Genomic DNA, 24,199 nt, shown 5'->3' on the forward strand with positions numbered 1-24,199 from the left:
CCTGTTCGTCTGATCATTCCGCGCTCAGCCCGTAGCGCTCGACGACCTCGGCGTTGATCAGCTTAGCGTGCAGCGTCATCAGCACGATCTGCGCGTCGAAACTGTCGCCGGCCTCGAGCGCCGCCTCGATGCGGCGCTCGACCTGCAATGTCGGCTCGCGGCCGTTGGCCTGCTCGAACACATGGCGTCCGGCGACGCAATAGCCGCAGAGCTGCGCCACGGATGCATAGGCGTCCGCCGGCGGCTCATCGGGCCAGCGGTCGTTCATCAAATTGACGATGGTGAGTTTCACGCCCTCTGGTACCAGCGCCGGATGCAGGTCGGCCGCACGCAATGCGTCGTCGAGCTGGCGCAGATCGCCGGAGCGGCCGAACATGCCGAGAAAGCCGAGGGAAGAGCGCCGTTTCGCCACGATGATCTGTCCCTTCCTGAGCTGCCGAGGTCGAGCTTATCTGTGGGTTCCTTGGAGATGAAACAAGGGCAACAGAAAAGGGCGGCTCGCCGTCGGCAAGCCGCCCCTTTGATCGGCCGAATAAATAGGCTTAGTGATTGTCGCGCGGCACGCCGCTGGTATGGGCGACGTCCTGGTATTTCACCGCCGGTTTCAGCACCATGCCGGCCGAGAACTGGTCGACCATGCCGCGCTGGATCTCCTGCCATGGCGTCTGGTGCTGGGGATAGTGATAGCCGCCATTGGCCTGCAGCGCGGCGCGCCGCTTGGCGATCTCCTCGTCGCTGACGAGGATATTGGCCGTGGCCTTTTTCAGGTCGATGCGGACGCGGTCGCCGCTCTTGAGCAGCGCCAGCCCGCCTCCGATCGCAGCTTCAGGCGAGGCATTGAGGATCGACGGGGAGCCCGACGTGCCGGACTGGCGGCCGTCACCGATGCAGGCAAGGGCGTGGATGCCCTTCTTGATCAGGTAGGCCGGCGGCTGCATGTTGACCACCTCGGCGCCGCCCGGATAGCCGACCGGACCGGCGCCGCGCATGAACAGGATCGTGTGCTCGTCGATGCCCTGCGCCGGATCGTCGATGCGGGCGTGGTAATCCTCCGGCCCGTCGAAGACCATGGCGTTGCCCTCGAAGGCCTCCGGGTCGTTCGGGTTGGAGAGGTAGCGCTCACGGAATTCGGGCGAGATGCCGCTGGTCTTCATGATGGCGGAATCGAACAGGTTGCCCTTGAGGTTGATGAAGCCGGCATTGGCCTTGAGCGGCTTATCGGCGCTGCGGATGACGTCGTGATTCTCGTTGACGGCATCCCGGCAATTGTCGCCCATCGACCTGCCGTTGGCGGTGATGGCATCGGGATGCGGCAGCAGGCCGCCCTTCATCAGTTCGGCGACGACCGTCGGCACGCCGCCGGCATGGTGATAGTCCTCGCCGAGATACTCGCCCGTCGGCTGCAGGTTGACCAGCAGCGGGATGTCGAGGCCGATCTTCTGCCAGTCATCATTGTCGAGCGGCACGCCGAGATGGCGTGCGATGGCGTTGAGGTGGATCGGCGCGTTGGTCGAGCCGCCGATGGCCGAGTTGACGACGATGGCGTTCTCGAACGCCTCGCGGGTCATGATGTCGGACGGCTTCAGATCCTCATGCACCATCTCGACGATGCGCTTGCCCGTCTCGTAGGAAATCTGGCCGCGCTCGCGATATGGGGCCGGGATGGCGGCCGAGCCAGGCAATTGCATGCCGAGCGCCTCGGCCAGCGAATTCATCGTGGTCGCCGTGCCCATGGTGTTGCAATAGCCGGTCGACGGCGCCGAGGAGGCGACGATGTCCATGAACTCGTCATAGTCGATCTCGCCGGCCGACAGCCGCTGGCGCGATTCCCAGACGATGGTGCCCGAACCGGTGCGCTTGCCCTTGTGCCAGCCATTCAGCATCGGGCCGACCGAAAGCGCGATCGCCGGGATGTTGACGGTGGCCGCCGCCATCAGCAAGGCAGGCGTCGTCTTGTCGCAGCCGATGGTCAGCACGACGCCGTCGAGCGGATAGCCGTAGAGCACTTCGACCAGGCTGAGATAGGCAAGGTTGCGGTCGAGCGCGGCCGTGGGGCGCTTGCCGGTCTCCTGGATCGGATGGCAGGGGAACTCGAATGGGATGCCGCCCATCGAGACGATGCCCTCGCGCACGCGCTTGGCGAGCTCGAGGTGGTGCCGGTTGCAGGGCGAAAGGTCGGAACCGGTCTGCGCGATGCCGATCAGCGGCTTGCCCGACATCAGCTCGGCGCGCGTCAGGCCGTAATTGAGGTAGCGTTCGAGATAGAGCGCCGTCATGCCCGGATTGTCGGGATTGTCGAACCACTCCTGCGAGCGAAATTTCTTCTTCTTGGTGGGGGCGCCTGCCATGGTGGTCTCCGTATTTGTATGACAAATCGATAGGACAATGCGTCCATGCAGGCAAGAGGCAGACGCTGCCGGAACCCGGACTTTGGTGCGATAGACTTGTTTCGGGCCGCGCGCTACGACCAACCGGCATCAGCAATGCGGGAGGTCTTGATGGCTTTGGTGATCGAAGGCGAGGAGCGGATCGCCGCACCCATCGGGAAAGTGTGGGAAGCCCTGAACGACCCGGAGATCCTGAAGGTGGCGATTCCCGGCTGCCAGAGCCTCGAGAAGAATTCGGACACCGCCATGGCTGCGACCGTGGTGCTCAAGATCGGCCCGATCAAGGCGACCTTCAACGGCGAAGTCACGCTGAAAAACCTCAAGCCACCGCATTCCTACACCATCCAGGGCGAAGGCAAGGGCGGCGTTGCCGGTTTCGCCAAGGGCGGCGCCGACGTGACGCTGACCGCCGACGGGGCGGACTCGACAGTGCTCAAATACGCCGCCAAGGCCGAGGTCGGCGGCAAGATCGCGCAACTCGGCAGCCGGCTGATCGAATCGACATCGAAGAAATTGGCAGGGCAGTTCTTCTCGACGTTTGGCGAGAAGGTCGGCGCCTGACCCTCAAAGGAAAGGGCGTTATTCGAACACGATGCTTGGCACGGCGGCTTCGGCGGCGCCGCGCTCTTCCTGGACCCTTTCCCAGACCTTGCTGGCGATATCGCGGTAGATCTTTGCTTCCGCGCCCTCCGGCTTGGAGGCGACGACCGGCGCGCCGGCATCCGAGCTTTCGCGGATGCCCATTTCCAGAGGCACCTCGCCGAGGAAGGTGACGCCCAGGCGCTCGGCCTCGCGGCGCGCGCCGCCATGGCCGAAAATGTCGTAGCGCTTGCCGGTGTCGGGAGCGAGGAAGTAGCTCATATTCTCGACGATGCCGAGCAGCGGCACGTCGACCTTCTTGAACATGTTGAGGCCCTTGCGGGCGTCGATCAGCGCCAGATCCTGCGGCGTCGAGACGATGACGGCGCCGGCGAGCGGCACCTGCTGGGCCATGGTGAGTTGGGCATCGCCGGTGCCGGGCGGCATGTCGACCACCAGCACGTCGAGCGGACCCCATTCGACCTCGCGCAGCATTTGCGTCAGCGCCGACATCACCATCGGGCCGCGCCAGATCATCGGCGTCTCCTCATCGACGAGGAAGCCCATCGACATCACCTTGAGGCCGTAATTCTGCATCGGCTTCAGCACCTTGCCGTCGACGGTCTGCGGCCGGCCGTGGATGTTGAGCAGCCTGGGCATGGAAGGGCCGTAGATATCGGCATCGAGCACGCCGACCTTCAGCCCGTTGGCGGCAAGGCCGAGCGCCAGGTTGACGGCGGTCGTCGACTTGCCGACGCCGCCCTTGCCGGAGGCGACGGCGATGATGGCGTCGATGCCGGGCACGCCGCGCCTGCCATGGCTCTGCGAGGCGGGCGCATGCGGCGCGGGGCGCTGCGGCGCCGGCTGCGGAGTCGGCCGCTGCGGTGCAGCCTGCGAAGGTTGACGCGGCGGAACCGGCGCTTCCATGCCGCCGCCCTTCTTCTCCGCCGTCAGCGCGACGACCGCGCTGGCGACGCCGGGGATAGCCTTCACCGCGCGCTCGGCGGCGGCACGCAACGGTTCCAGCTCCTGGGCGCGGGCGGCGGGCACGGTGATCGAGAAGAAGACCTTGGAATCGGCGATGAAAATCTCGGAGACCATGCCGAGATCGACGATGTTGCCGGTGAAGTCCGGCCCGTTCACCGTCTTCAGGCGCTCGATGACGGATTCCTTGGTAACGGTCATGATCTTTCCTCGGCGTTTGGCGTTCCAGATAGTGCAGTTTGCCGGCGGAACCAAGCCGTGGCGCAACGGCTCGCCCGGCGTGCCCCGGAAAGCGACGGATGGTGTCGGATTTGGCCACGGCCGCGGCGCAGGTTCGGGCCCGGTCATAGCCAAACGGTGCGCCCGCACTATCTCCATCGCCATCACGACAGCCGGGGAAGGAAGACGGTCATGCTTGAAAACAGCAATGTGACAGCCAATCTCGCGGTGAAGGACATCGCCAAGGCAAGGGCGTTCTACGAGGGCACGCTGGGCCTCAACCAAGTGGACGACATGGATGGCGAGCTGATCGTCTACAAAAGCGGTGACACGCTCCTCAATGTCTATCGCTCGCAATTCGCCGGCACCAACAAGGCGACGGCCGCAACCTGGGCGGTAGGCGACCGCATCGAGCCGATCGTCAAATCGCTGCGGTCGAAGGGCATCACCTTCGAGCACTATGATATGCCCGGCCTGTCGCTCGAAGGCGACATCCATGTCGGCTCGGGCATGAAGGTGGCCTGGTTCAAGGATCCCGACGGCAACATCCTGAACCTGGTGGGCAAATAGCGCCCACTCTCAGGCGGAGCCGGAACCCGTCATCCGGCGAGCCTTGTGGCGAGATAGGTCAACGCCGAAATCGCCGCCGTCGCCGGCAAGGTGATCACCCAGGCGACGACGATGTTGCCGGCGATGCCCCAGCGCACGGCGGAGACGCGGCGCGCGGCACCCACGCCGATGATGGCGCCTGTGATGGTATGCGTCGTCGAAACCGGGACACCGAGCCAGGTGGCGGCGAAGAGCGTAATGGCGCCCCCGCTCTCGGCGCAAAAACCCTGCATCGGGTTCAGCCGCGTGATCTTCGATCCCATGGTGTGGACGATGCGCCAGCCGCCGAGCAGCGTGCCCAACGCCAGTGCCGACTGGCAGGTGAGCACCACCCACAGCGGCACATGGAAAGTCGGGCCGAGCGCGCCTTGCGAAAAGAGCAGCACGGCGATGATGCCCATGGTCTTCTGCGCGTCGTTGCCGCCGTGTCCCAGTGAATAGAGCGAGGCGGAAAAGAACTGCAGCACGCGAAAGCTGTTGTCGACCGCAAATGGCGTCTGCCGCACGAACAGCCATGAGACGATGAGTATCAGGACGAGCGCCAGCACGAATCCCGTCGCGGGTGAGAGCACGATGGCCGCGACAGTCTTGCCGAGCCCCGACCAGACGATGGCGCCCAGGCCTGCCTTGGCGACGCCGGCGCCAACCAGCCCGCCGATCAGCGCGTGCGAGCTGCTCGACGGAATGCCGGCGACCCAGGTGACGATATTCCAGACGATGGCGCCGACGAGTGCGGCAAAAATCACCGCCGGCGTGACGATGCTGGCGTCGATGATGCCTTTTCCCACCGTCTCAGCGACATGCAAGCCGAAGAACAGGAAGGCGATGAAATTGAAGAAAGCCGCCCACAGCACCGCGTAATGCGGCCTGAGCACCCGGGTGGAGACGATGGTCGCGATCGAGTTGGCGGCATCGTGCAGGCCGTTGAGGAAATCGAAGAACAGCGCCACGGCAACGAGGCCGACCAGCAGGGGAAAGGCGATCGTGGCGTCCATCGCCTAAACGTTCTCGATGACGATGCCGCTGATCTCGTTGGCGACATCCTCGAAACGGTCGACCACTTTCTCCAGCTGGCCATAAATCTCCGAACCGATCAGATAGGCCATGGCGTCGCTGCGGCCATGACGCTTGAACAGATCCTTCAGGCCATGCTCGTGCAGATCGTCGGCGCGGCCCTCGACGCGCATGACCTCCTCGGCGATGGCGTTGAGGCGCGCTGCGTTGGCGCCGACCTTGCCGAGCAGCGGGATCGCCTCGGCGACCAACCGGGCGGCCTGGACGATGACGCCGCCCATTTCCCGCATCAGCGGATCGAATTCCCTCACTTCGAACAGTTTCACCGTCTTGACGGTCTTGTGCATCATGTCGATGGCGTCATCCATCGACTGGATCAGATCCTTGATGTCGCCGCGGTCGAAGGGTGTGATGAAGGAGCGCCTGACGGCAAGCAGGACCTCGGCGGTGATGCCGTCAGCCTCGTTCTCGAGATCGATGATTTTTTGGCACCAGCGGTCGATGTCCTTGCCCTGGAGAAGCTGCTCAAGGGCTTCGGCGCCGCCGACCACGGTGCGCGAATGCCGCTCGAACAGGTCGAAGAAGCGATCCTCGCGCGGCAACAGCTTGCGAAACCAACCCAGCATGTCGTCCCTCCCTGCTTCCACCTATCTCACATAACGCCACGCGCAGCGCGGGAAAACAGATAGCCGGCTCAAAAATGTGGACGAGGCCGATTGCGCATGCGTCTTGCGAAGCAGGGCGATTTCCCCGACCTTGGGCAAACCGCGGCGGATCGGACGGCATGATCGACAAACTGGAATTCTTCATCGCTCTCGCCAAGGAGGAGCATTTCGGCCGGGCCGCAGAAGTGTGCGGCGTCACCCAACCGACCTTATCGGCCGGCATCAAGCAGCTCGAGGAACAGCTCGGCGTCATGCTGGTGCTGCGCGGCTCGCGCTTCCAGGGCCTGACGCCGGAGGGCACGCAGGTGCTGGGCTGGGCGCGCCGCATCGTCGGCGACTCCCGCACGATGCGCGAGGAGATGCGGGCGGCGCGCCACGGCCTGTCCGGGCGCATCCGCATCGCCGCGATCCCGACGGCGCTCGCCATGGTGGCGCGGCTGACGACGCCATTCCGCGAAAAGCATCCGGGCGTCACCTTCTCGGTGCTGTCGCGCACATCCATCGAAGTGCTGTCGCTGCTCGGCAATTTCGATGTCGATGCCGGCATCACCTATCTCGACAACGAGCCGCTCGGGCGCGTGACCAGCGTGCCGCTCTATGACGAGCGCTATCAGCTGATCACGGCGGTTGGGAACCCCTATTCCGACCGCGACAAAGTGTCGTGGGCCGAGATCAGCCAGCTGCCGCTCTGTCTGCTGACGCCGGATATGCAGAACCGGCGCATCATCGACCAGCATCTGGCGGAAGCCGGCGTGCAGGTGCGGCCGACGCTGGAATCGAATTCGATGATCGTGCTGTTCTCGCATATCCGCACAGGCAAATGGTCATCGATCATGCCGCTCAACCTTGCGGAAACGTTCGGCTTTTCCGAGCCCATCCGGGCCATCCCGATCGTCGAGCCGGACGCCAGCCACACGGTCGGGCTGGTGGCGGCGCCGCGCGAGCCGCACACGCCGCTGGTGCAGGCGCTTCTGGGAGAGGCGATGGCGCTGGCGGACGATTTCCGCGCCCACCGCTAGGTTAGACAATGCGAGCCGCCGGATCTTGATAGAAAATTTCTATCGAACGACGAAAGCGCTTTATTGATTTCGGAGGTTTCCTCTGATTTCGTAAGGACTTAGCGATAATGCGCCCTATGCATGTCGTTGCCCCGAAACCGCTCTATATGCTGGGGTGACATACATTGGCCGCCACGACCAGGGAGGGCGCTGCGTGAGCATGCAGGCCGCAAGTACCGAGATCGCGTCGCGCACGGCGGCGATCATTGATGAGATGAAGGGCCTCGAAGGCCCGCTGCTGCCGATCCTGCACAGCATACAGGAAGAGTTCGGCCACGTTCCGAAAGACGCGCTGCCGGTGATCGCCGATGGGCTGAACCTATCGCGGGCCGAGGTGCACGGCGTGGTCAGCTTCTACCACGATTTCCGCGCTAAGCCCGCCGGACGGCACGTGCTGAAGCTCTGCCAGGCCGAAGCCTGCCAGTCGATGGGTTCGGACGCCGTCGCCGCCAAGATCAAGCAGTTGCTGGGCATCGATTTCCACGAGACCACGCGCGACGGATCGGTTACACTGGAGCCGGTCTATTGCCTCGGGCTTTGCGCCTGCTCGCCGTCGGCGATGCTCGACGGCGAAGTCATCGGCCGGCTCGATGACGAGAAGATCGAAGAGATCGTCGCGGAGGTACGTTCATGATCCCGCGCATCTATGTCCCGGCAGATTCCGGCGCGCTGGCGCTCGGTGCAGAAAAGGTCGCCAAAGCGATCGAGAAGGAACTCAAGGAGCGCGGCGTCGAAGCCAAGATCGTGCGCAACGGCTCGCGCGGCGCCTATTTCCTGGAGCCGATGGTCGAGGTGGCGACGGCTGAGGGCCGCGTCGCCTACGGGCCGGTCAAGCCGTCCGACGTCAAGAGCCTGTTCGACAGCGGCTTCCTCAAGGGCGGCCATCACAAGCGCTGGCTGGGCTCCCCCGACAAGATCCCCTTCTTCGCCAAACAGACGCGGCTGACCTTCGCGCGCTGCGGCATCATCGATCCGCTGTCACTCGACAGCTACAAATCGCATGGCGGCCTGAACGGCCTGCAGAATGCAGTGGCGATGGCGCCCGCGGACATCGTGAAACAGGTGACCGAATCCGGCTTGCGCGGCCGCGGCGGCGCCGGCTTCCCGACCGGCATCAAGTGGAAGACGGTGCTGGATACGGCGGGCGCGCAGAAATACATCGTCTGCAACGCTGACGAAGGCGACAGCGCCACTTTCGCCGACCGCATGATCATGGAAGGCGATCCCTTCGTGCTGATCGAAGGCATGGCGATCGCCGGCATCGCCACAGGCGCGACCAAGGGTTTCGTCTATATCCGCTCGGAATATCCGCATGCGGTGGCGACGATGAACAAGGCAGTCGCGATCGCCCGCAAGGCGGGCGTGCTCGGCCTCAATGTGCTGGGCTCGCCCAACGCCTTCGACATGGAAATCCGCGTCGGCGCCGGCGCCTATGTCTGCGGCGAGGAAACGTCGTTGCTCAACAGCCTCGAGGGCAAGCGTGGCGTGGTGCGCGCCAAGCCGCCGCTGCCCGCGATCCAAGGCTTGTTCGGCAAGCCGACGGTGATCAACAACGTCATCTCGCTGGCTTCCGTGCCGATCATCATGGACAGGGGCGCTGCCTACTACAAGGATTTCGGCATGGGCCGCTCGCGCGGCACGATCCCGATCCAGATCGCCGGCAACGTCAAACATGGCGGCCTGTTCGAGACGGCTTTCGGTCTGACGCTGGGCGAGATCGTCGACGACATCGGCGGCGGCACGTCCACTGGGCGTCCGGTGAAGGCGGTGCAGGTCGGCGGCCCGCTCGGCGCCTATTTCCCGCGGGCGCTGTTCGACACGCCGTTCGACTACGAGGAATTCGCCAAGCGCGACGGGCTGATCGGCCATGCCGGCATCACCGTGTTCGACGACACCGCCGACATGCTGAAGCAGGCGCGCTTCGCCATGGAGTTCTGCGCCATCGAAAGCTGCGGCAAGTGCACGCCCTGTCGCATCGGCTCGACGCGCGGCGTGGAGGTTCTGGACAAGGTCGCCGCCGGCATCGAGGCGGAGAAGAACCTCGCTCTGGTCACCGACCTCTGCAACACGATGAAGTTCGGATCGCTCTGCGCGCTGGGCGGCTTCACGCCCTACCCGGTGATGAGCTCGATCACGCATTTCCCCGAGGATTTCAAGCCCGCGCCGGCGCGCGTGGCGGCTGAATAGGAGCTGGCAGATGAACATCAAGGCCGACTTCCCGACACTCATCGAAGAGATCGACTACGGCACGCCGGAGTCGAAAGCGACGAAGCAGGTGACCCTGACAGTCGACGGGCAAAGCATCACCGTGCCGGAAGGCACCTCGATCATGCGCGCGGCCATGGAAGGCGGCGTCGAGATCCCGAAGCTCTGCGCTACCGATATGCTGGACTCCTTCGGCTCCTGCCGCGTCTGCCTGGTCGAGATCGAAGGACGCGGCGGCACGCCGGCCTCCTGCACGACCCCGGTCGGCGAAGGCATGGTGGTGCGCACGCAGTCCGACCGGCTCGACGCCATCCGTCGCGGCGTCATGGAACTCTATGTCTCCGACCACCCGATGGGCTGGAACGAAAAGGCCGGAACCGGCGCCAGCGAGTTCGACGCGGTGGCGAAGTCGGTGGGCCTCACCGAGAACCGCTACGGCGTCGAGGGCCGCAACCACGTCAAGGAAGAAGGCGGCGTCGCGCCCGGCCACGGCTCGCTGGCGGTCGACTACATCGCCCGCGACGAATCAAATCCCTATTTCACCTATGATCCGGCACAGTGCATCGTCTGCTCGCGCTGCGTGCGCGCCTGCGAGGAGGTGCAGGGCACCTTCGCGCTGACCATCGAGGGCCGCGGCTTCGAATCGCGCATGGTCGCCGGCATGCATGAGGACTTCATCGCTTCCGAATGCGTGTCCTGCGGCGCCTGCGTGCAGGCCTGCCCGACCGACGCGCTGCGCGAGAAGACCGTGCTCGAGAAGGGCATGCCGGAGCGCTCGGCCGTCACCACCTGCGCCTATTGCGGCGTCGGCTGCTCGTTCAAGGCCGAGGTCAAGGATGACGAGGTCATCCGCATGATGCCCTTCAAGGACGGCAAGGCGAACCACGGCCATAGCTGCGTCAAGGGCCGTTTCGCCTATGGCTATGCCACGCACAAGGACCGCATCCTGTCGCCGATGGTCCGCGAGAAGACCACCGATCCGTGGCGCGAAGTGACCTGGGAAGAGGCGATCGCCCATACGGCGAAGGAATTCCGCCGCATCCAGTATCAGTATGGACGCACGGCGATCGGCGGCATCACGTCCTCGCGCTGCACGAATGAGGAGACCTATCTCGTCCAGAAGCTGGTGCGGCAGGGCTTCCGCAACAACAATGTCGACACCTGCGCGCGCGTCTGCCACTCGCCGACCGGCTACGGGCTCGGCCAGACTTACGGCACATCGGCCGGCACGCAGGATTTCGATTCGGTCGAGTTCACCGATGTCGCCGTCATCATCGGCGCCAATCCGGCTTCCGCCCATCCCGTCTTCGCCTCGCGGCTGAAGAAGCGGCTGCGCCAGGGCGCCAAGCTGATCGTGCTCGATCCGCGCCGCACCGAAATGGTCAAGTCGGCGCATATCGAAGCCGACTACCACCTGCCCTTGAAGCCCGGCACCAATGTGGCGGTGCTGACGGCGCTGGCGCATGTCATCGTCACCGAAGGCCTGTTCGACGAGGCGTTCATCCGCGAGCGCTGCGACTGGGCCGAGTTCCAGGACTGGGCATCCTTCGTCGCCCTGCCGGAAAACAGTCCCGAAACCGTCGGCAAGCTCTCGGGCGTCGATCCGGAGCTGATCCGGGGTGCCGCGCGCATGTATGCCAGGGGCGGCAATGGCGCGATCTATTACGGCCTTGGCGTGACGGAGCACAGCCAGGGCTCCACCACGGTGATCGCCATCGCCAACCTCGCCATGGCCACGGGCAATATCGGCCGTCCGGGCGTCGGTGTGAACCCGCTGCGCGGCCAGAACAACGTGCAGGGCTCCTGCGACATGGGCTCGTTCCCGCATGAATTGCCGGGCTACCGCCACATCTCGGGCGAAGCGGTGCGCGACATCTATGAAAGCCTGTGGGGCGTGAAGCTGGACGATGAGCCGGGCCTGCGCATCCCCAACATGCTGGACGCCGCCGTCGACGGTTCGTTCAAGGGCATCTACATCCAGGGCGAGGACATTCTGCAGTCCGATCCCGACACCAAGCATGTCGCCGGCGGCCTCGCCGCGATGGAATGCGTGGTCGTGCACGACCTCTTCCTCAACGAGACGGCGAACTACGCGCACGTCTTCTTGCCGGGTTCGACCTTCCTCGAGAAGGACGGCACCTTCACCAATGCCGAGCGCCGCATCAACATGGTGCGCAAGGTCATTGAGCCGAAGGCGCGCTATGCCGACTGGGAAGCGACGCAGGAGCTTGCCCGCGCCATCGGGCTCGACTGGAACTATACCCATCCCTCGCAGATCATGGACGAGATTGCCAAGACGACGCCGAGCTTCGCCGGTGTTTCGTTCGAGCTGCTCGACCGCGTCGGCTCGGTGCAGTGGCCCTGCAACGAGAAGGCGCCGCTCGGCACGCCGATCATGCATGTCGACGGCTTCGTGCGCGGCAAGGGCAAGTTCATCCGCACCGAATATGTGGCGACGGACGAGCGGACCGGTCCGCGCTATCCGCTGCTGCTCACCACCGGCCGTATCCTGTCGCAATACAATGTCGGCGCGCAGACAAGGCGCACCGAAAACGTCGCATGGCATGCCGAGGACCGGCTGGAGATCCATCCGCACGACGCCGAAGTCCGCGGCGTGCACGAAGGCGACTGGGTGCGACTGGCGAGCCGTTCGGGCGAAACGACGCTGCGCGCGCTGATCACCGACCGCGTCTCGCCCGGTGTCGTCTACACGACCTTCCACCACCCGGACACGCAGGCCAACGTCATCACGACCGACTTCTCGGACTGGGCGACCAACTGTCCGGAATACAAGGTCACCGCCGTGCAGGTGGCGCCGTCCAACGGTCCGACCGACTGGCAGAAGGACTATAACGAGCAGGCCAAGCAGAGCCGGCGCATCGCCCCGCTGCAGGCGGCGGAGTAGGTGTGTCGAGGCAAGAGCTTCAATCTTGACGGCTGATCGACCCTCACTCCATCGAGCTTCGCTCGACACCTCTCACCCGATCGACGGGGGAGAGGAAAGGCGCGAGTTGCTGCGAAGGGTGGGCAGTGCAGGGAGGCGCGCCTCGTGACGAAAGAACGTCCCGCCATTTCCCAGATCTCTCGCCTCGCGCATCGCGCCGGCGGCACCGCGGCCGCGAACCGCATGGTGCCGGAAGAGACGCCGGTGGCGTTCTCCTTCGCCGGCACCACGCATGCGGTGATGATGGCGAGCCCCGCCGATTTCGAGGATTTCGCGCTCGGCTTCTCGCTGACCGAAGGCATCATTGCCGGCCCGGCAGAGATCGAGGCGATCCAGGTCGAGGATCTCGGCGCCGGCATCGACATCCAGATACGGCTCAAGGACAAGGCCAACACGCGCTTCCAGGCGCGGCGGCGCAGGCTGGCCGGGCCGGTCGGCTGCGGGCTGTGCGGCATCGAATCCATCGAGGAGGCGATGCGCTCGGTCGACGCCGTTGGTACATCGCGACTTACGCTTCAATCTGAGGATATAACAAGCGCCGTCCGCCTGCTGTCGAAGCAGCAGCCGCTGCACAATGAGACCGGCGCAGTGCACGCTGCCGGTTTCTATGTTCCCGGCAAGGGCATCGTCATGGCGCGCGAGGATGTGGGCCGTCACAACGCGCTGGACAAGCTGGCCGGCGCGCTGGCCAGGGCCGGCATCGACGGCGCGAGCGGCGCCGTCGTGGTGACCTCGCGCGTCTCGGTGGAGATGGTGCAGAAGTCGGCCGCCATCGGTGCCTCGATCATCATGGCGGTTTCGGCGCCGACCGCGCTCGCCATCCGCACGGCCGAGGCCGCCGGCATGACGCTGGTGGCGCTGGTTCGCGGCGACGATTTCGATATTTTCACCCACCCTGAACGAGTGGCTTCCGGAGTTGCCAAGCATGTCGCATGACGAAGACCACATCACCAGCACCAGGGAGAAGCTGGTGCGCATGGCCAACCAGATCGCCACCTTCTTCCATTCGAAACCGCGCGAGGAAGGCATTGCCGGCGTTGCCGAGCACATCAACAAGTTCTGGGAGCCGCGGATGCGGCGCCAGTTCTTCGAGATGCTCGACGCCGGCACCGAGAATTTCGACGAGCTCGTGGTCGCCGCCTCGGCCAAGATCAAGCGGCCGATCAGCCCCGCAGAGGCCGACATGAAGCTTGGGCTTGCGGCCTTCCCGGCCGATATCGCCGCTTCGCAAAAATAGCGCAGCGGCCGGGCGGCCTTATATTTCTTTCTGCTAAATTTAAGCTGCCGCTATCCGCGAGGCTCTGCTATGTTTGACGATCGGAAAATCGTCGGGCCGGGCGGAAGAACTCGTGAGGCCGATCGAGACGCGATATGCCCGCAGCGGGGACGTGCGGATCGCCTACCAGGTGGTCGGCCAAGGCGCGTTCGATCTTGTTTTCGTGCCGGGTTTCATCTCCAATCTCGACCTGCACTGGGAAGACGAAGGCTACAGCCGCCTGTTGAAACGGCTTTCGGCTTTCTCGCGGCTCATCCTGTTCGACAAGCGCGGCACCGGGCTTTCCGACCGTGTCGATGCCCGTCATCTGCCGAGCTTAGAGGCCCGCATGGACGACGTGCGCGCGGTGATGGACGCGGCCGGCAGCGGTCGGGCGGCGATCCTCGGCGCCTCGGAAGGCGCGCCGATGGCGATGCTGTTCGCCGCCACCTATCCGGAGCGGACGCGCGCGCTGGTGCTTTATGGCGGCTATGCGCATTTCCACAAATGGGTGATGCCGCCGGAGCGGCTGGACGCCTTCATCGAGACGGCGGAGACGTCGTGGGGCACCGGGGCCACCTTGCCCAATTTCGCCCCTGGCCGGGTCGACGATGCGCATTTCGCCCAGTGGTGGGCCCGGTTCGAGCGGCTGTCGGCGAGCCCGACCGCCGCGGCAGCCCTTGCCCGCATGAACGCCGACATCGACGTGCGCGGTATCCTGGCGATGATCAGCGCGCCGACGCTGATCATCCATCGCCGCAACGACGTCCGTGTCGATCCTGACGCCAGCCGTTTCCTGGCGAAGAAGATCCCGCATGCCCGGCTGGTCGAGATAGCCGGGCGCGATCATCCGATCTGGACCGGCGATGTCGATCGCGTTGCCGACCTGATCGAGGAATGCCTCACCGGCGAGCCCGCGGTGGCCGATACCGAGCGCGTGCTGGCGGCGCTGCTGGTGACGCGCATCTACGACACGGCCAGGCTCGGCGATCGCATGTGGAGCGAGCGCAGCCAGCGCTTCCAGGAAACCTGGCGGCTTCTTGTCGGCCGCCATGGCGGCCGCACGGCCGGCACGCATGGCGAATTGATGATGTCGCGCTTCGATGGGCCGGCGCGCGCCGTGCGCTGCGCCGCGGCATTGCGCGAGGCGGCGCAGCAGATCGGCGTGGCGAGCGCGCAAGGCGTGCATGTCGGCGAGATCGAAATGCGCGGCCAGCCGGTCGGGCTGACGGCGCGGGTGACGATGCAGCTCGCCACGCATGCCGGACGCGGCGACATCCTCGCCTCGCGGCTGGTCGCCGATCTCGCAACAGGGTCCGGCCTGCATTTCGTCGATGCCGGCCGCGTCAGCCTCGACGAGATGAACGACCCCATGCCGGCGGTTCTGGCGACGTCGGAGCAGCATCTGGAGCCCGCCTGCCGGCCCAGGGCAAGGCCGGCCGAGCCGCCCGCGCTGACGGCGCGCGAGAGCGAGGTGGTGAACCTGATCGCCGATGGCAAGAGCAATGCGGCGATCGCCGCCGAGCTCAGCCTCAGCGAGCACACGGTCAAGCGGCACGTCGCCAACATTCTATTGAAGCTCGATCTGCCGTCGCGGGCGGCGGCGGCGGCATTTTCGGCGAGGCACACTGGCCCGGACGGGCCATGAGAGCCATGGCGCTTTCGGGGGAAGCGCCGGGCCCGCCACAAGCGATACCAATTCTCCCCATGCAGGCCGGGCGATGTCGCCGAAAGGGCGCTGCGAAATGGAGGATGAAATGCTGAAACTCAGTCGCAAGATCGGATTGCTGGCATTCGCCGCGGGCGCATTGCTGGCCATCACCCCGGCGCATGCCGAAGACGCTTCGGCCAGCGCCGCCTACAAGGACATCCAGGCCACCCTCGGCTCGGTGCCCGACATGTTCAAGACCTTGCCGGACGTCGCGGTCGCCGGCGCCTGGGCCGAGATCAAGGGCGTGCAGCTCAACCCCAAGACCGCGCTCGACGGCAAGACCAAGGAGCTGATGGGCCTTGCGGTCGCCGCGCAGATCCCCTGCCAGTACTGCATCTATTTCCACACCGAGGCCGCCAAGCTCAACGGCGCGAGCGACGAGGAGATCAAGGAGGCGGTGGCCATGGCGGCGATCGTGCGCCACTGGTCGACGATGCTCAACGGCAGCCAGGTCGATCTGGCGACCTTCAAGAAACAGACAGACGACGTGTTCGCGGCCGTCAAGGCCAAGTCGCAGTGAACGAAATTCCTGCCCGACGATGATCGCCGGGCAGTCCTTCCCTCGTCAACAGCCCGATCGAGAAGACGGGCACATGGAGGATGACATGCTGACCAAGACACAGACAGTGGACGGCGCGGCGATCAAGAAGGCGATCGAAGGCCGTGACGGCAAGCTCCTGTCGAGCTTCTACAATGACGACGCGCTGGTGCGGGTGATCGACCGCAACAATCCGCCGAGCAAGCCGCGCGAGATCCGCGGCCGGGCGGCGATCAGCACCTTCTGGGACGATATCTGCAGCCGGGCGATGACCCACAAAGTCGACACCACGATCGCCGAGGGCGACAGCCTCGCCTTCACCCAAGCCTGCGCCTATCCGGACGGCACGAAGGTGTTCTGCGCGGCGATGCTGGAATTGAAGAACGGCCGCATCGCACGCCAGACCGTCGTGCAGGCTTGGGACGAATAGATCAACCGCGGGCTCAACCGCAAATCAGGGAGGAGAACCAAAATGTTCAGCGCCAGATGGCAGATCGACGCCAAGTTCGGTCACAAGCAGACCGCGCTCGAGCTGATGCGCAAATGGGAGCGTGAGATCGGGTCGCAGGTCGGGCTCGCCGACATGAAGTTCCAGCTCATGACCGGTTCCGTGGGCGCGCGCGAAGCGACGATCGAGGCGCACCACCAGGTCGAAAGCCTGGCCCAGTTGGAGGAGTTCTTCGCCAAGATCGCCAAGATCGACGCGCATGCCAAATGGGGCAAGGAGCTGGAGCCCTATGTGGTGTCGGGCACCAGCAAATGGACGATCTTCCGGATCGTGGAGTAGTGGCCTGAGCGCCGCCCGGCCTTCTCCCCTTGTGGGAGAAGGTGGCTCGGCGCGCCGCGCCGAGACGGATGAGGGGTGCTCCAGCTTGGCGCCAAGCTACCCCTCACCCGGATTGCCATCCGATTTGCGAAGAGCAAATCGGGGCAATCCGACCTCTCCCACAAGGGGAGAGGTAAAAGGAGCCTACCCGTGTGCCACCATCACATGCCGCACGGCGGTGTAATCCTCCAGTGCGTAGAGCGACATGTCCTTGCCGTAGCCGGACTGCTTCAATCCGCCATGCGGCATCTCGTTGGTCAGCATGAAGTGGGTGTTGATCCAGGTGCAGCCATATTGCAGGCGGGCGGCGGTCGCCATGGCGCGCGAGACGTCCTTGGTCCATACCGACGAGGCAAGGCCGTAGTCGCTGTCGTTCGCCCAGCTCACTGCCTCATCGACATCCGCGAAGCGGGTGACCGAAACGACCGGACCGAACACCTCGCGGCGCACGATCTCGTCCTCCTGCAGCGCGCCGGCGACGACCGTCGGCTGGTAATAGAAGCCGGAGCCCTCGCCCGGCTTGCCGCCGGTGGTGATCTCGATGTGCTTCAGTTCCGAAGCGCGCTCGACGAAGCTCGACACACGGTCGCGCTGGCGACGCGAGATCAGCGGCCCGATCTCATTGTCCGTGTCGTCCGGCTGGTTGTACTTGATGGTCGAGACCGCGGAGGAGAGGTCGGCGACGAGCTTGTCGTAGATCTTCTTGCCGGCATAGATGCGGCAGGCGGCCGTGCAGTCCTGGCCGGCATTGTAGTAGCCGAAGGCGCGCAGACCGTTGACAACGGCGCCGAGGTCGGCATCGTCGAAGACAATGACCGGCGCCTTGCCGCCGAGCTCCAGATGCGTGCGCTTGACCGACTTGGCGGCTGCCTGCAGCACCTTCTTGCCGGTGGCGACATCGCCGGTGATCGAGATCATGTTGACCTTGGGGTGGTTGATCAGCGTGTTGCCGACGCTGTCGCCGCGGCCGAGCACCACATTGACGACGCCCTCGGGCAGGATCTCGGAAAGCATCCTCGCGAGTTTCAGCGCCGTCAGCGGTGTCTGCTCCGACGGCTTGAAGACCACCGTGTTGCCGCCGCCGATCGCCGGGGCCAGCTTCCAGGCCATCATCATCAGTGGATAATTCCAGGGCGCTATGGAAGCGACGATGCCGATCGGGTCGCGCCGCACCATCGAGGTGTGGCCCGGAATATACTCGCCGGCCACCTGGCCCGGCATCGAGCGCACCGCGCCGGCGAAGAACCGGTAGCAGTCGACGATCGCCGGAATCTCGTCATTGAGCACGGCATTGATGGGCTTGCCGCAGTTCAGCGCCTCGAGCGCGGCGAACTCCTTCGCTTCGGCCTCGATGCGGTCGGCAATCTTGAGCATGTAGCCGGAGCGCTGCGCCGGCGTGGTGCGCGACCAACTGACGAACGCTCGTTCGGCGGCACTAACGGCAGCCTCGATCTGCGCCGGACTCGCCTCCGGCAGGTTGAGGATGGTCGCCCCGGTTTTTGGATTGAGGATCGGCTCCTCGGCCTCGGTGCCCTTCTCGAATTTCGAGCCGATCAGCATTTGGGTGTCCATTGGATTTCTCCCTTAACAGGAGCGAATAGGGAGTGGCGAATAGCGAGTAGGGTTTGGCCATCGATTTCCCTATTCGCTATTTGCTATTCGCTACTCCCTATTCGCTGTTTTTCATTTTCCACTGCCCGCAATCTGGTCGCCGTCGCGGGTCAGGTAATAGGCAAAGAGGATCGGCAGCAGCGTCACCAGCACGACGACCATGGCCACGACATTGGTGACCGGGCGCTGGCGCGGGCGGATCAGTTCCTCCAGCATCCAGATCGGCACGGTCTGCTGTTGGCCGGCGGTGAAGGTGGTGACGATGACCTCGTCGAAGGACAGCGCGAAAGCGAGCATGCCGCCGGCAAGCAGCGCGGTTGCGATGTTCGGCAACACGACATGCCGGAAGGTCTGAAAACCGTCGGCGCCGAGATCCATCGAAGCTTCGATCATCGAGCCCGACGTGCGGCGGAAGCGGGCGACGGCGTTGTTGTAGACGACGACCACGCAAAAAGTCGCGTGGCCGAGCACGATCGTCCAGAACGAGAACGGGATATCGGCGAGCGCAAAAGCGGAGCGCAGCGCGATGCCGGTGATGATGCCGGGCAGCGCGATTGGCAGGATGACCAGCAAAGAGATGGCCTCGCGGCCGAAGAAGCGCGTCTGCGAGACGGCCGCGGCGCAGAGCGTGCCGAGCACCAGCGCGATCGCCGTGGAGATGGCGGCGACGCGGACCGACAGCGACAGCGCATCCCAGACATCCGGCCGGTTCCAGGTGGCGGCGAACCATTGCGTGGTGAGGCCCGGCGGCGGCCAGACGAAACTCTTCTCCTCTGTGGTGAAGGCATAGACGAAGATCAGCAGGATCGGCAAATGCAGGAAGAGCAAGCCGCAGGCGGCGGCGACCTTCAGGCCGAGCGGAGCGGATTGACCACGGTCAGAGCGCATCGAAAGCCCCCATGCGCTTGGCGCCCCAGAGATAGAAGCCCATGATGACGATGGGCACCACGGTGAAGGCGGCGGCCAAAGGAATGTTGCCGGCGGTGCCCTGCTGCGAATAGACGGCCTGGCCGATGAATAGCCGCGAGGTGCCGATGATCTGCGGGATGATGTAATCGCCCAATGTCAGCGAGAAGGTGAAGATCGACCCGGCGACGATGCCGGGCAGCGCCAGCGGGAACAGCACATTGCGGAAGGTCTGGCCCGGCGAGGCGCCCAGATCGGACGAGGCCTCGACCAGATTGCCGGGCACGCGCTCGAGCGCGGCCTGAACGGGGAGGATCATGAAGGGCAGCCAGACATAGACGAAGACGATGAACGTGCCGGTGAAGGAGACCGACAGCGAGTTGCCGCCGACAACGGGGAGCGACAGCCAGCCGTCGAGCAGCCAAAGCAGGTTGAGCTTGGCGAGCAGCCAGGTGAGGATGCCTTCCTTGGCGAGGATCAGCTTCCAGGCATAGATCTTGACCAGGTAGCTCGACCACAGCGGCAGCATGACGCCGAGATAGAACAGCGCCTTCCAGCGGCCGCGCGCATAGCGCGCCGCATAATAGGCGATGGGGAAAGCAATGATCGCCGAAGCAAGCGTGACCAGCGCCGCCATCGTCACCGTGCGCAGGATGATGTCGAGATTGGCGGCCTGCAGCAGGTCGCCATAGGTCTTCAGCGTGAACTGGCGGTTGATGAGGCCAGAAAACTCGTCGATCGAGAAGAAGCTCTGCAGGAGCAGCGCGAAGAGCGAGCCGATATAGACGATGCCCAGCCAGAGAAGCGGCGGCAGCAACATGAGCAGCAGCAGGAGTTTTGGGCGACGCCAGAAGAGGTCGGAGAGTGCGCCGCGCATGCCGCCGCTGCCTGGCAGGATGGCGGGTGTGGGGTTGGATTGAGCAGCGGCGATGGTCATGGCGCCGCCGCGTGTTGAACGGGATCAGGGGAGAGGCCGCGATCCTTCGCCCCCCTCTCTGTCCTGCCGGACATCTCCCCCGCAAGGGGGGAGATTGGATGTCGCGGCCGCTTTCGCCAGTTGCCAACGTGACAGGATTGGCGAGGCCGAGAAACTGCTGATCTCCCCCCTAGAGGGGGAGATGGCCGGCAGGCCAGAGGGGGGCGCCTCGCGCAAACCTTCCTCATGCCGGCTCGTCCATCAGATGCAGGCTGTCGCGGTTGAAGGTCAGCATCACCGCCTCGCCCTCGGCCGGCAGCGCCATTCCCGCCGGCACCACCGCATGCAGCCTCAACCCATCGGCATCGAGCGCCAGCCTCGTCGTGGCGCCGAGATAATTGGTCCCGACCAGGCGGGCGGCGACACCGTCGCCGCTTGCCGCGCTTGAAACGCGGATCGACTCCGGGCGCAGGCTGCCCCAGCGGTGCTGGCCGGAATAGCGCTGGACGAAAACCGGCGGCAGCACATTCGACGAGCCAACGAAATCGGCGACGAAGCGCGTGTTCGGCCGCTGGTAGATATCCTCCGGCGTGCCGACCTGCATGATCTTGCCGTCGTTGAAGACGGCGATACGATCGGCCATGGACAGCGCCTCGCCCTGGTCGTGGGTGACGAAGACGAAGGTGATGCCGAGCACTTTCTGCAGCGACTTCAACTCCTCCTGCATGTTCTCGCGCAGCTTGAGGTCGAGCGCGCCGAGCGGCTCGTCGAGCAAAAGCACCTTGGGCTGGTTGACCAGTGCACGCGCCAACGCAACGCGCTGGCGCTGGCCGCCGGAGAGCTGGCCGGGACGGCGCGCGCCGTAGCCCGGCAGGCGCACCAGCGAAAGCGCTTCCTCAGCCGCCTTCAGCCGCTCGGCCTTGCCGACACCCTTGACCATCAGGCCGTAGGCGACGTTGTCGAGCACATTCAAATGCGGAAACAGCGCATAATCCTGGAAGACGGTGTTGACGTTGCGGCGATAGGGCGGAACGCCTTCGGCGCGCTCGCCGAAGATGGAGATCGAGCCCGTCGTCGGCTGCTCGAAGCCGGCGATCAGCCTGAGGCACGTCGTCTTGCCGGAACCGGACGGACCCAGCATGGCGAAGAACTCGCCAGGCACGATGTCGAGATCGACCGCGTCGACGGCGCGCACGCTGCCGAAATGGCGCGAGACTTGTTTGAAGGAAACGGCAGAGGTCATGGGCCCAGTCAGTTCAGTTGCCGGTTAAACGAAGGCGAGTTCGCACGGCGCCCTGCCTCCCCTCGATGGGGGAGGTCGCGGCGAAGCCGCGGGTGGGGGTGGTTGGCGCCAATGTCCATGCTGACCCCCACCCCGACGCTACGCGTCGACCCTCCCCACAAGGAGGAGGGTAAGGGAACTTACCGGCCGCCGATGACGCCGATATAGTCAGACACCCAGCGGTAATAGGGCACGCACTGGTCGTTCTGGCTGGCGCATTTCGACACCGGCGTCTTCCAGAACTTGATCTTGCCGAAATTCTCGTAGCCGTTGGTCTTGCAGCCTTCGTCGCCGAGCAGCTCGTTGCCCTTGCAGGCGGCGGGCACGACCGGCAGCGAGCCGAACCAGGCGGAGACGTCGCCCTGGACCTTCGGCGACAGCGAATGCTCGAGCCACATATAGGCGCAGTTCGGATGGGCGGCGTCGGCTTCCATCATGGTGGTGTCGGCCCAGCCGGTGACGCCCTCTTCCGGCACGGTCGAGGCGACCGGCTTCTTGGCGGCGACCAGCGTATTGACCTGATAGGGCCAGGAGCCGGAAGCGACCACGCCCTCGTTCTGGAAGTCGTCGACCTGGATCGCGGCATCGTGCCAGTAACGGCCGACCAGCGTGCGCTGCGTGCGCAAGAGTTCGAGCGCCGCCTTGTACTGGTCTTCGTTCAACTCGTAGGGATCCTTGATGCCGAGCTCCGGCTTGTGGAACATCAAATAGTTGGCGGCATCGGCGATGTGGATCGGGCCGTCATAGGCCTGGACGCGACCTTTGTTCGACTTGCCGTCGGGCAGCTTCATTTCCTCAAAGACGACGTTCCAGCTCTTGGGCGCTTCCTTGAAGACTTCGGTGTTGTACATCAGGATGTTCGGACCCCACTGGTAGGGAACGCCGTAATGCACCTTGTCGACGGTGAACCAGGGCGCGTCCTTCAGCCGGTCGTCGACGGTCTTCCAGCTCGGGATGAGATCGGTGTTGATCGGCTGCACGCGCTTGCCGGCGACGAGACGCAGCGATGCATCGCCCGATGCGGTGACCAGGTCGAAGCCGCCCTCGTTCATCAGGGAGACCATCTCGTCCGAGGTGTTGGCGGTCTTGACGTTGACCTTGCAGCCGCTTTCCTTCTCGAAAGCCGTCACCCAGTCGTAATTCTTGTCGGTCTCGCCGCGCTCGATATAGCCGGGCCAGGCAACGATGTTGACCTCGCCCTCGCCCTTGCCGAGTTCCTTGACCTGGGCCATGGCCTGACCGGAAAAAGTCAGCGCGACAGTCAGCGCCGTGCACGACTTCAGGAATGCATTCATCGTCGATCTCCCATTGCTAGGGGCCGCGCTCTCGGGGCGCAGCTTTGTTCCCTGAGCGAAAGTGCGGTGAAAAATCCGGTTTCGCAAATTCATTTATCAGAAAGCCGATATCGGTTTTACCGATACTTTGTATGACGCAATTTCGGACGGAAGGCTACGGCGAAGTCGCCGAACCCAACCGCTCCACACTTTTCCTGGAATTGCGTGATCACGGCCGTTGGCGCGCCATGCGCTGCGACTGCGCGAGGCCGATGAAATCGCGAGCCGCCTGCGGCAGGGCCGAGCCGCGACGCCAGACCGTGCCGACCTGGACCACCGGCAGCGAGCCGGAAACGTCGCGCGATTCGATGCGATCGCCTTCCAGCGACCAGGGCCTGTAGACGAGGTCGGGCAGCAGCGCCACGCCGGCGCCGGTGGCGACCAGGCTGCGCACTGCCTCGACCGAGCGGGTGCGGAAGGCGACATGCGGCCTGGCGCCGATCGCCGACAGCAGCTTGCCGGTGTTCTCCTCGATCTCGTCGACCGTGAGCATGATCAGCGGCTCGGAGACGATGTCATTGACCCCGATGATGTCGGCGCTGGCGAGCCTGTGGCTGAGCGGAATCCACAGCCTGTAGGCCGAGACTTCCAGGATTTCCGACTGCAGCGCCGTGCGGTCGCGCAGGTTGGACGTCACCATGACGGCGATGTCGAGCTTGCCACCGACCAAAAGGTGCTCGAGATAATCGCCATTGTCCTCGATTGCCGAGACCTCGACGCCGGGATAGGCGCGCCGGTAGCGGGCGAGCAGGTCGGATAGGACATAGCCGGCGACCAGCGAGGTGACGCCGAGCTGCAGCCGCCCGCCGGCGGCCGCCTGCTCGCTGGAGAAAGAACGGCGCGCATCGGAGACATCGGCCAGGATCTTGGTCGCGTGGCGCAGGAACTGATGGCCCTTGTGGGTGATGTTGAGGCCACGTGGATGGCGCTCGAACAGCTCGACGCCGAGATCGCTCTCCAACTCCTTGATCGCCTCGGTGACCGAGGACTGAGAAATCGACAGGTTCTGCGCGGCGCCCGAGACGGTGCCCTGCTCGGCGACAGCGACGAAGAACTGCAATTGGCGGATGGTGAAAGCCATGGCCGGACTAAACACCGGCCAACGTGGCGTTGGGAAGTGGGGCAAGCTCCGAAACTTGACCGCCTTCCGATTCGT

General features: G+C 64.7%; 23 protein-coding genes. 12 read left to right on the forward strand and 11 right to left on the reverse strand.

The features are described 5' to 3' along the window. Positions 1 to 13: 13 nt before the first annotated feature. Together CK219_RS07230 and CK219_RS07235 are read right to left on the reverse strand one after the other, a co-directional pair. Positions 14 to 412 (reverse strand): hypothetical protein, encoded by a 399-nt coding sequence (locus tag CK219_RS07230; protein ID WP_095766051.1) that lies wholly within the window; start codon positions 410 to 412, stop codon positions 14 to 16. Positions 413 to 542: 130 nt separating this feature from the next. Further along, positions 543 to 2,348, reverse strand: coding sequence for an IlvD/Edd family dehydratase (locus tag CK219_RS07235; protein WP_095766052.1), 1,806 nt, complete (start codon positions 2,346 to 2,348; stop codon positions 543 to 545). 150 nt (positions 2,349 to 2,498) lie between these two features. Between CK219_RS07235 and CK219_RS07240 the strand changes: the two genes are divergently transcribed. Further along, positions 2,499 to 2,948: a carbon monoxide dehydrogenase subunit G gene (locus CK219_RS07240; protein ID WP_095766210.1), complete on the forward strand. Its 450-nt coding sequence runs from the start codon at positions 2,499 to 2,501 to the stop codon at positions 2,946 to 2,948. Between the two features lie 18 nt (positions 2,949 to 2,966). Here the strand turns inward: CK219_RS07240 and CK219_RS07245 are convergent, their stop codons facing one another. Further along, the gene (locus tag CK219_RS07245) at positions 2,967 to 4,154 is read right to left on the reverse strand and encodes an Mrp/NBP35 family ATP-binding protein (RefSeq protein ID WP_224712357.1); all 1,188 of its coding nucleotides are present in this window, start codon (positions 4,152 to 4,154) and stop codon (positions 2,967 to 2,969) included. 207 nt (positions 4,155 to 4,361) lie between these two features. Here CK219_RS07245 and CK219_RS07250 point away from each other — a divergent pair, with 207 nt between their 5' ends. Next, on the forward strand, positions 4,362 to 4,739 hold the full coding sequence (locus CK219_RS07250; RefSeq protein WP_095766054.1) for a VOC family protein: 378 nt from the start codon (positions 4,362 to 4,364) through the stop codon (positions 4,737 to 4,739). A 29-nt stretch (positions 4,740 to 4,768) separates the two neighbouring features. Here CK219_RS07250 and CK219_RS07255 read toward each other — a convergent pair whose 3' ends face one another. Together CK219_RS07255 and CK219_RS07260 are read right to left on the reverse strand one after the other, a co-directional pair. Beyond that, the gene (locus tag CK219_RS07255; RefSeq protein WP_095766055.1) at positions 4,769 to 5,773 is read right to left on the reverse strand and encodes an inorganic phosphate transporter; all 1,005 of its coding nucleotides are present in this window, start codon (positions 5,771 to 5,773) and stop codon (positions 4,769 to 4,771) included. Positions 5,774 to 5,776: 3 nt separating this feature from the next. Beyond that, positions 5,777 to 6,418: a DUF47 domain-containing protein gene (locus tag CK219_RS07260; RefSeq protein ID WP_095766211.1), complete on the reverse strand. Its 642-nt coding sequence runs from the start codon at positions 6,416 to 6,418 to the stop codon at positions 5,777 to 5,779. Positions 6,419 to 6,576: 158 nt separating this feature from the next. Between CK219_RS07260 and CK219_RS07265 the strand changes: the two genes are divergently transcribed. The 10 genes from CK219_RS07265 (at position 6,577) to CK219_RS07310 (ending at position 16,955) form a co-directional block, all read left to right on the forward strand. Then, entirely contained in the window at positions 6,577 to 7,476 is a 900-nt protein-coding gene (locus tag CK219_RS07265; protein ID WP_095766056.1) for a LysR family transcriptional regulator, read from the forward strand. Positions 7,477 to 7,669: 193 nt separating this feature from the next. Next, positions 7,670 to 8,149, forward strand: a complete 480-nt coding sequence (locus tag CK219_RS07270) for a formate dehydrogenase subunit gamma (protein WP_095766057.1) — start codon at positions 7,670 to 7,672, stop codon at positions 8,147 to 8,149. Then, positions 8,146 to 9,702 (forward strand): NADH-quinone oxidoreductase subunit NuoF, encoded by a 1,557-nt coding sequence (locus CK219_RS07275; protein ID WP_095766058.1) that lies wholly within the window; start codon positions 8,146 to 8,148, stop codon positions 9,700 to 9,702. Before CK219_RS07270 ends, CK219_RS07275 begins: the two co-directional genes overlap by 4 nt. A gap of 10 nt (positions 9,703 to 9,712) precedes the next feature. Next, positions 9,713 to 12,625: a formate dehydrogenase subunit alpha gene (gene fdhF / locus CK219_RS07280; RefSeq protein WP_095766059.1), complete on the forward strand. Its 2,913-nt coding sequence runs from the start codon at positions 9,713 to 9,715 to the stop codon at positions 12,623 to 12,625. A 144-nt stretch (positions 12,626 to 12,769) separates the two neighbouring features. Beyond that, a complete protein-coding gene (gene fdhD, locus CK219_RS07285; protein ID WP_095766060.1) occupies positions 12,770 to 13,600 on the forward strand; it encodes a formate dehydrogenase accessory sulfurtransferase FdhD in 831 nt (276 codons plus the stop codon). Further along, the gene (locus CK219_RS07290; protein ID WP_095766061.1) at positions 13,590 to 13,901 is read left to right on the forward strand and encodes a formate dehydrogenase subunit delta; all 312 of its coding nucleotides are present in this window, start codon (positions 13,590 to 13,592) and stop codon (positions 13,899 to 13,901) included. The genes fdhD and CK219_RS07290 overlap by 11 nt, the downstream gene beginning before the upstream one ends. Positions 13,902 to 14,013: 112 nt before the next feature. Beyond that, complete coding sequence (locus CK219_RS07295) at positions 14,014 to 15,567, forward strand: alpha/beta fold hydrolase (RefSeq protein ID WP_095766212.1); 1,554 nt, start codon at positions 14,014 to 14,016, stop codon at positions 15,565 to 15,567. Positions 15,568 to 15,676: 109 nt separating this feature from the next. Next, the gene (locus CK219_RS07300) at positions 15,677 to 16,150 is read left to right on the forward strand and encodes a carboxymuconolactone decarboxylase family protein (protein ID WP_095766213.1); all 474 of its coding nucleotides are present in this window, start codon (positions 15,677 to 15,679) and stop codon (positions 16,148 to 16,150) included. Between the two features lie 85 nt (positions 16,151 to 16,235). Beyond that, complete coding sequence (locus CK219_RS07305) at positions 16,236 to 16,598, forward strand: nuclear transport factor 2 family protein (protein WP_027166011.1); 363 nt, start codon at positions 16,236 to 16,238, stop codon at positions 16,596 to 16,598. A 42-nt stretch (positions 16,599 to 16,640) separates the two neighbouring features. Then, a complete protein-coding gene (locus CK219_RS07310; RefSeq protein WP_095766062.1) occupies positions 16,641 to 16,955 on the forward strand; it encodes a hypothetical protein in 315 nt (104 codons plus the stop codon). 183 nt (positions 16,956 to 17,138) lie between these two features. Here the strand turns inward: CK219_RS07310 and CK219_RS07315 are convergent, their stop codons facing one another. From CK219_RS07315 to CK219_RS07345, 6 genes are all read right to left on the reverse strand, one after another. Then, complete coding sequence (locus CK219_RS07315; protein ID WP_095766063.1) at positions 17,139 to 18,566, reverse strand: gamma-aminobutyraldehyde dehydrogenase; 1,428 nt, start codon at positions 18,564 to 18,566, stop codon at positions 17,139 to 17,141. Positions 18,567 to 18,677: 111 nt separating this feature from the next. Further along, positions 18,678 to 19,493, reverse strand: coding sequence for an ABC transporter permease (locus CK219_RS07320; protein ID WP_095766064.1), 816 nt, complete (start codon positions 19,491 to 19,493; stop codon positions 18,678 to 18,680). Further along, a complete protein-coding gene (locus tag CK219_RS07325; protein ID WP_176476964.1) occupies positions 19,483 to 20,388 on the reverse strand; it encodes an ABC transporter permease in 906 nt (301 codons plus the stop codon). Before CK219_RS07325 ends, CK219_RS07320 begins: the two co-directional genes overlap by 11 nt. 283 nt (positions 20,389 to 20,671) lie before the next feature. Further along, positions 20,672 to 21,670, reverse strand: a complete 999-nt coding sequence (locus tag CK219_RS07335; RefSeq protein ID WP_095766066.1) for an ABC transporter ATP-binding protein — start codon at positions 21,668 to 21,670, stop codon at positions 20,672 to 20,674. A 179-nt stretch (positions 21,671 to 21,849) separates the two neighbouring features. Further along, on the reverse strand, positions 21,850 to 23,004 hold the full coding sequence (locus tag CK219_RS07340) for an ABC transporter substrate-binding protein (RefSeq protein ID WP_095766067.1): 1,155 nt from the start codon (positions 23,002 to 23,004) through the stop codon (positions 21,850 to 21,852). Positions 23,005 to 23,212: 208 nt separating this feature from the next. After that, entirely contained in the window at positions 23,213 to 24,124 is a 912-nt protein-coding gene (locus tag CK219_RS07345; protein WP_095766068.1) for a LysR substrate-binding domain-containing protein, read from the reverse strand. Positions 24,125 to 24,199 lie beyond the last annotated feature (75 nt).

It is taken from the genome of Mesorhizobium sp. WSM4313 (genome assembly GCF_002294725.1).
In the GTDB taxonomy this organism is placed as follows: domain Bacteria; phylum Pseudomonadota; class Alphaproteobacteria; order Rhizobiales; family Rhizobiaceae; genus Mesorhizobium.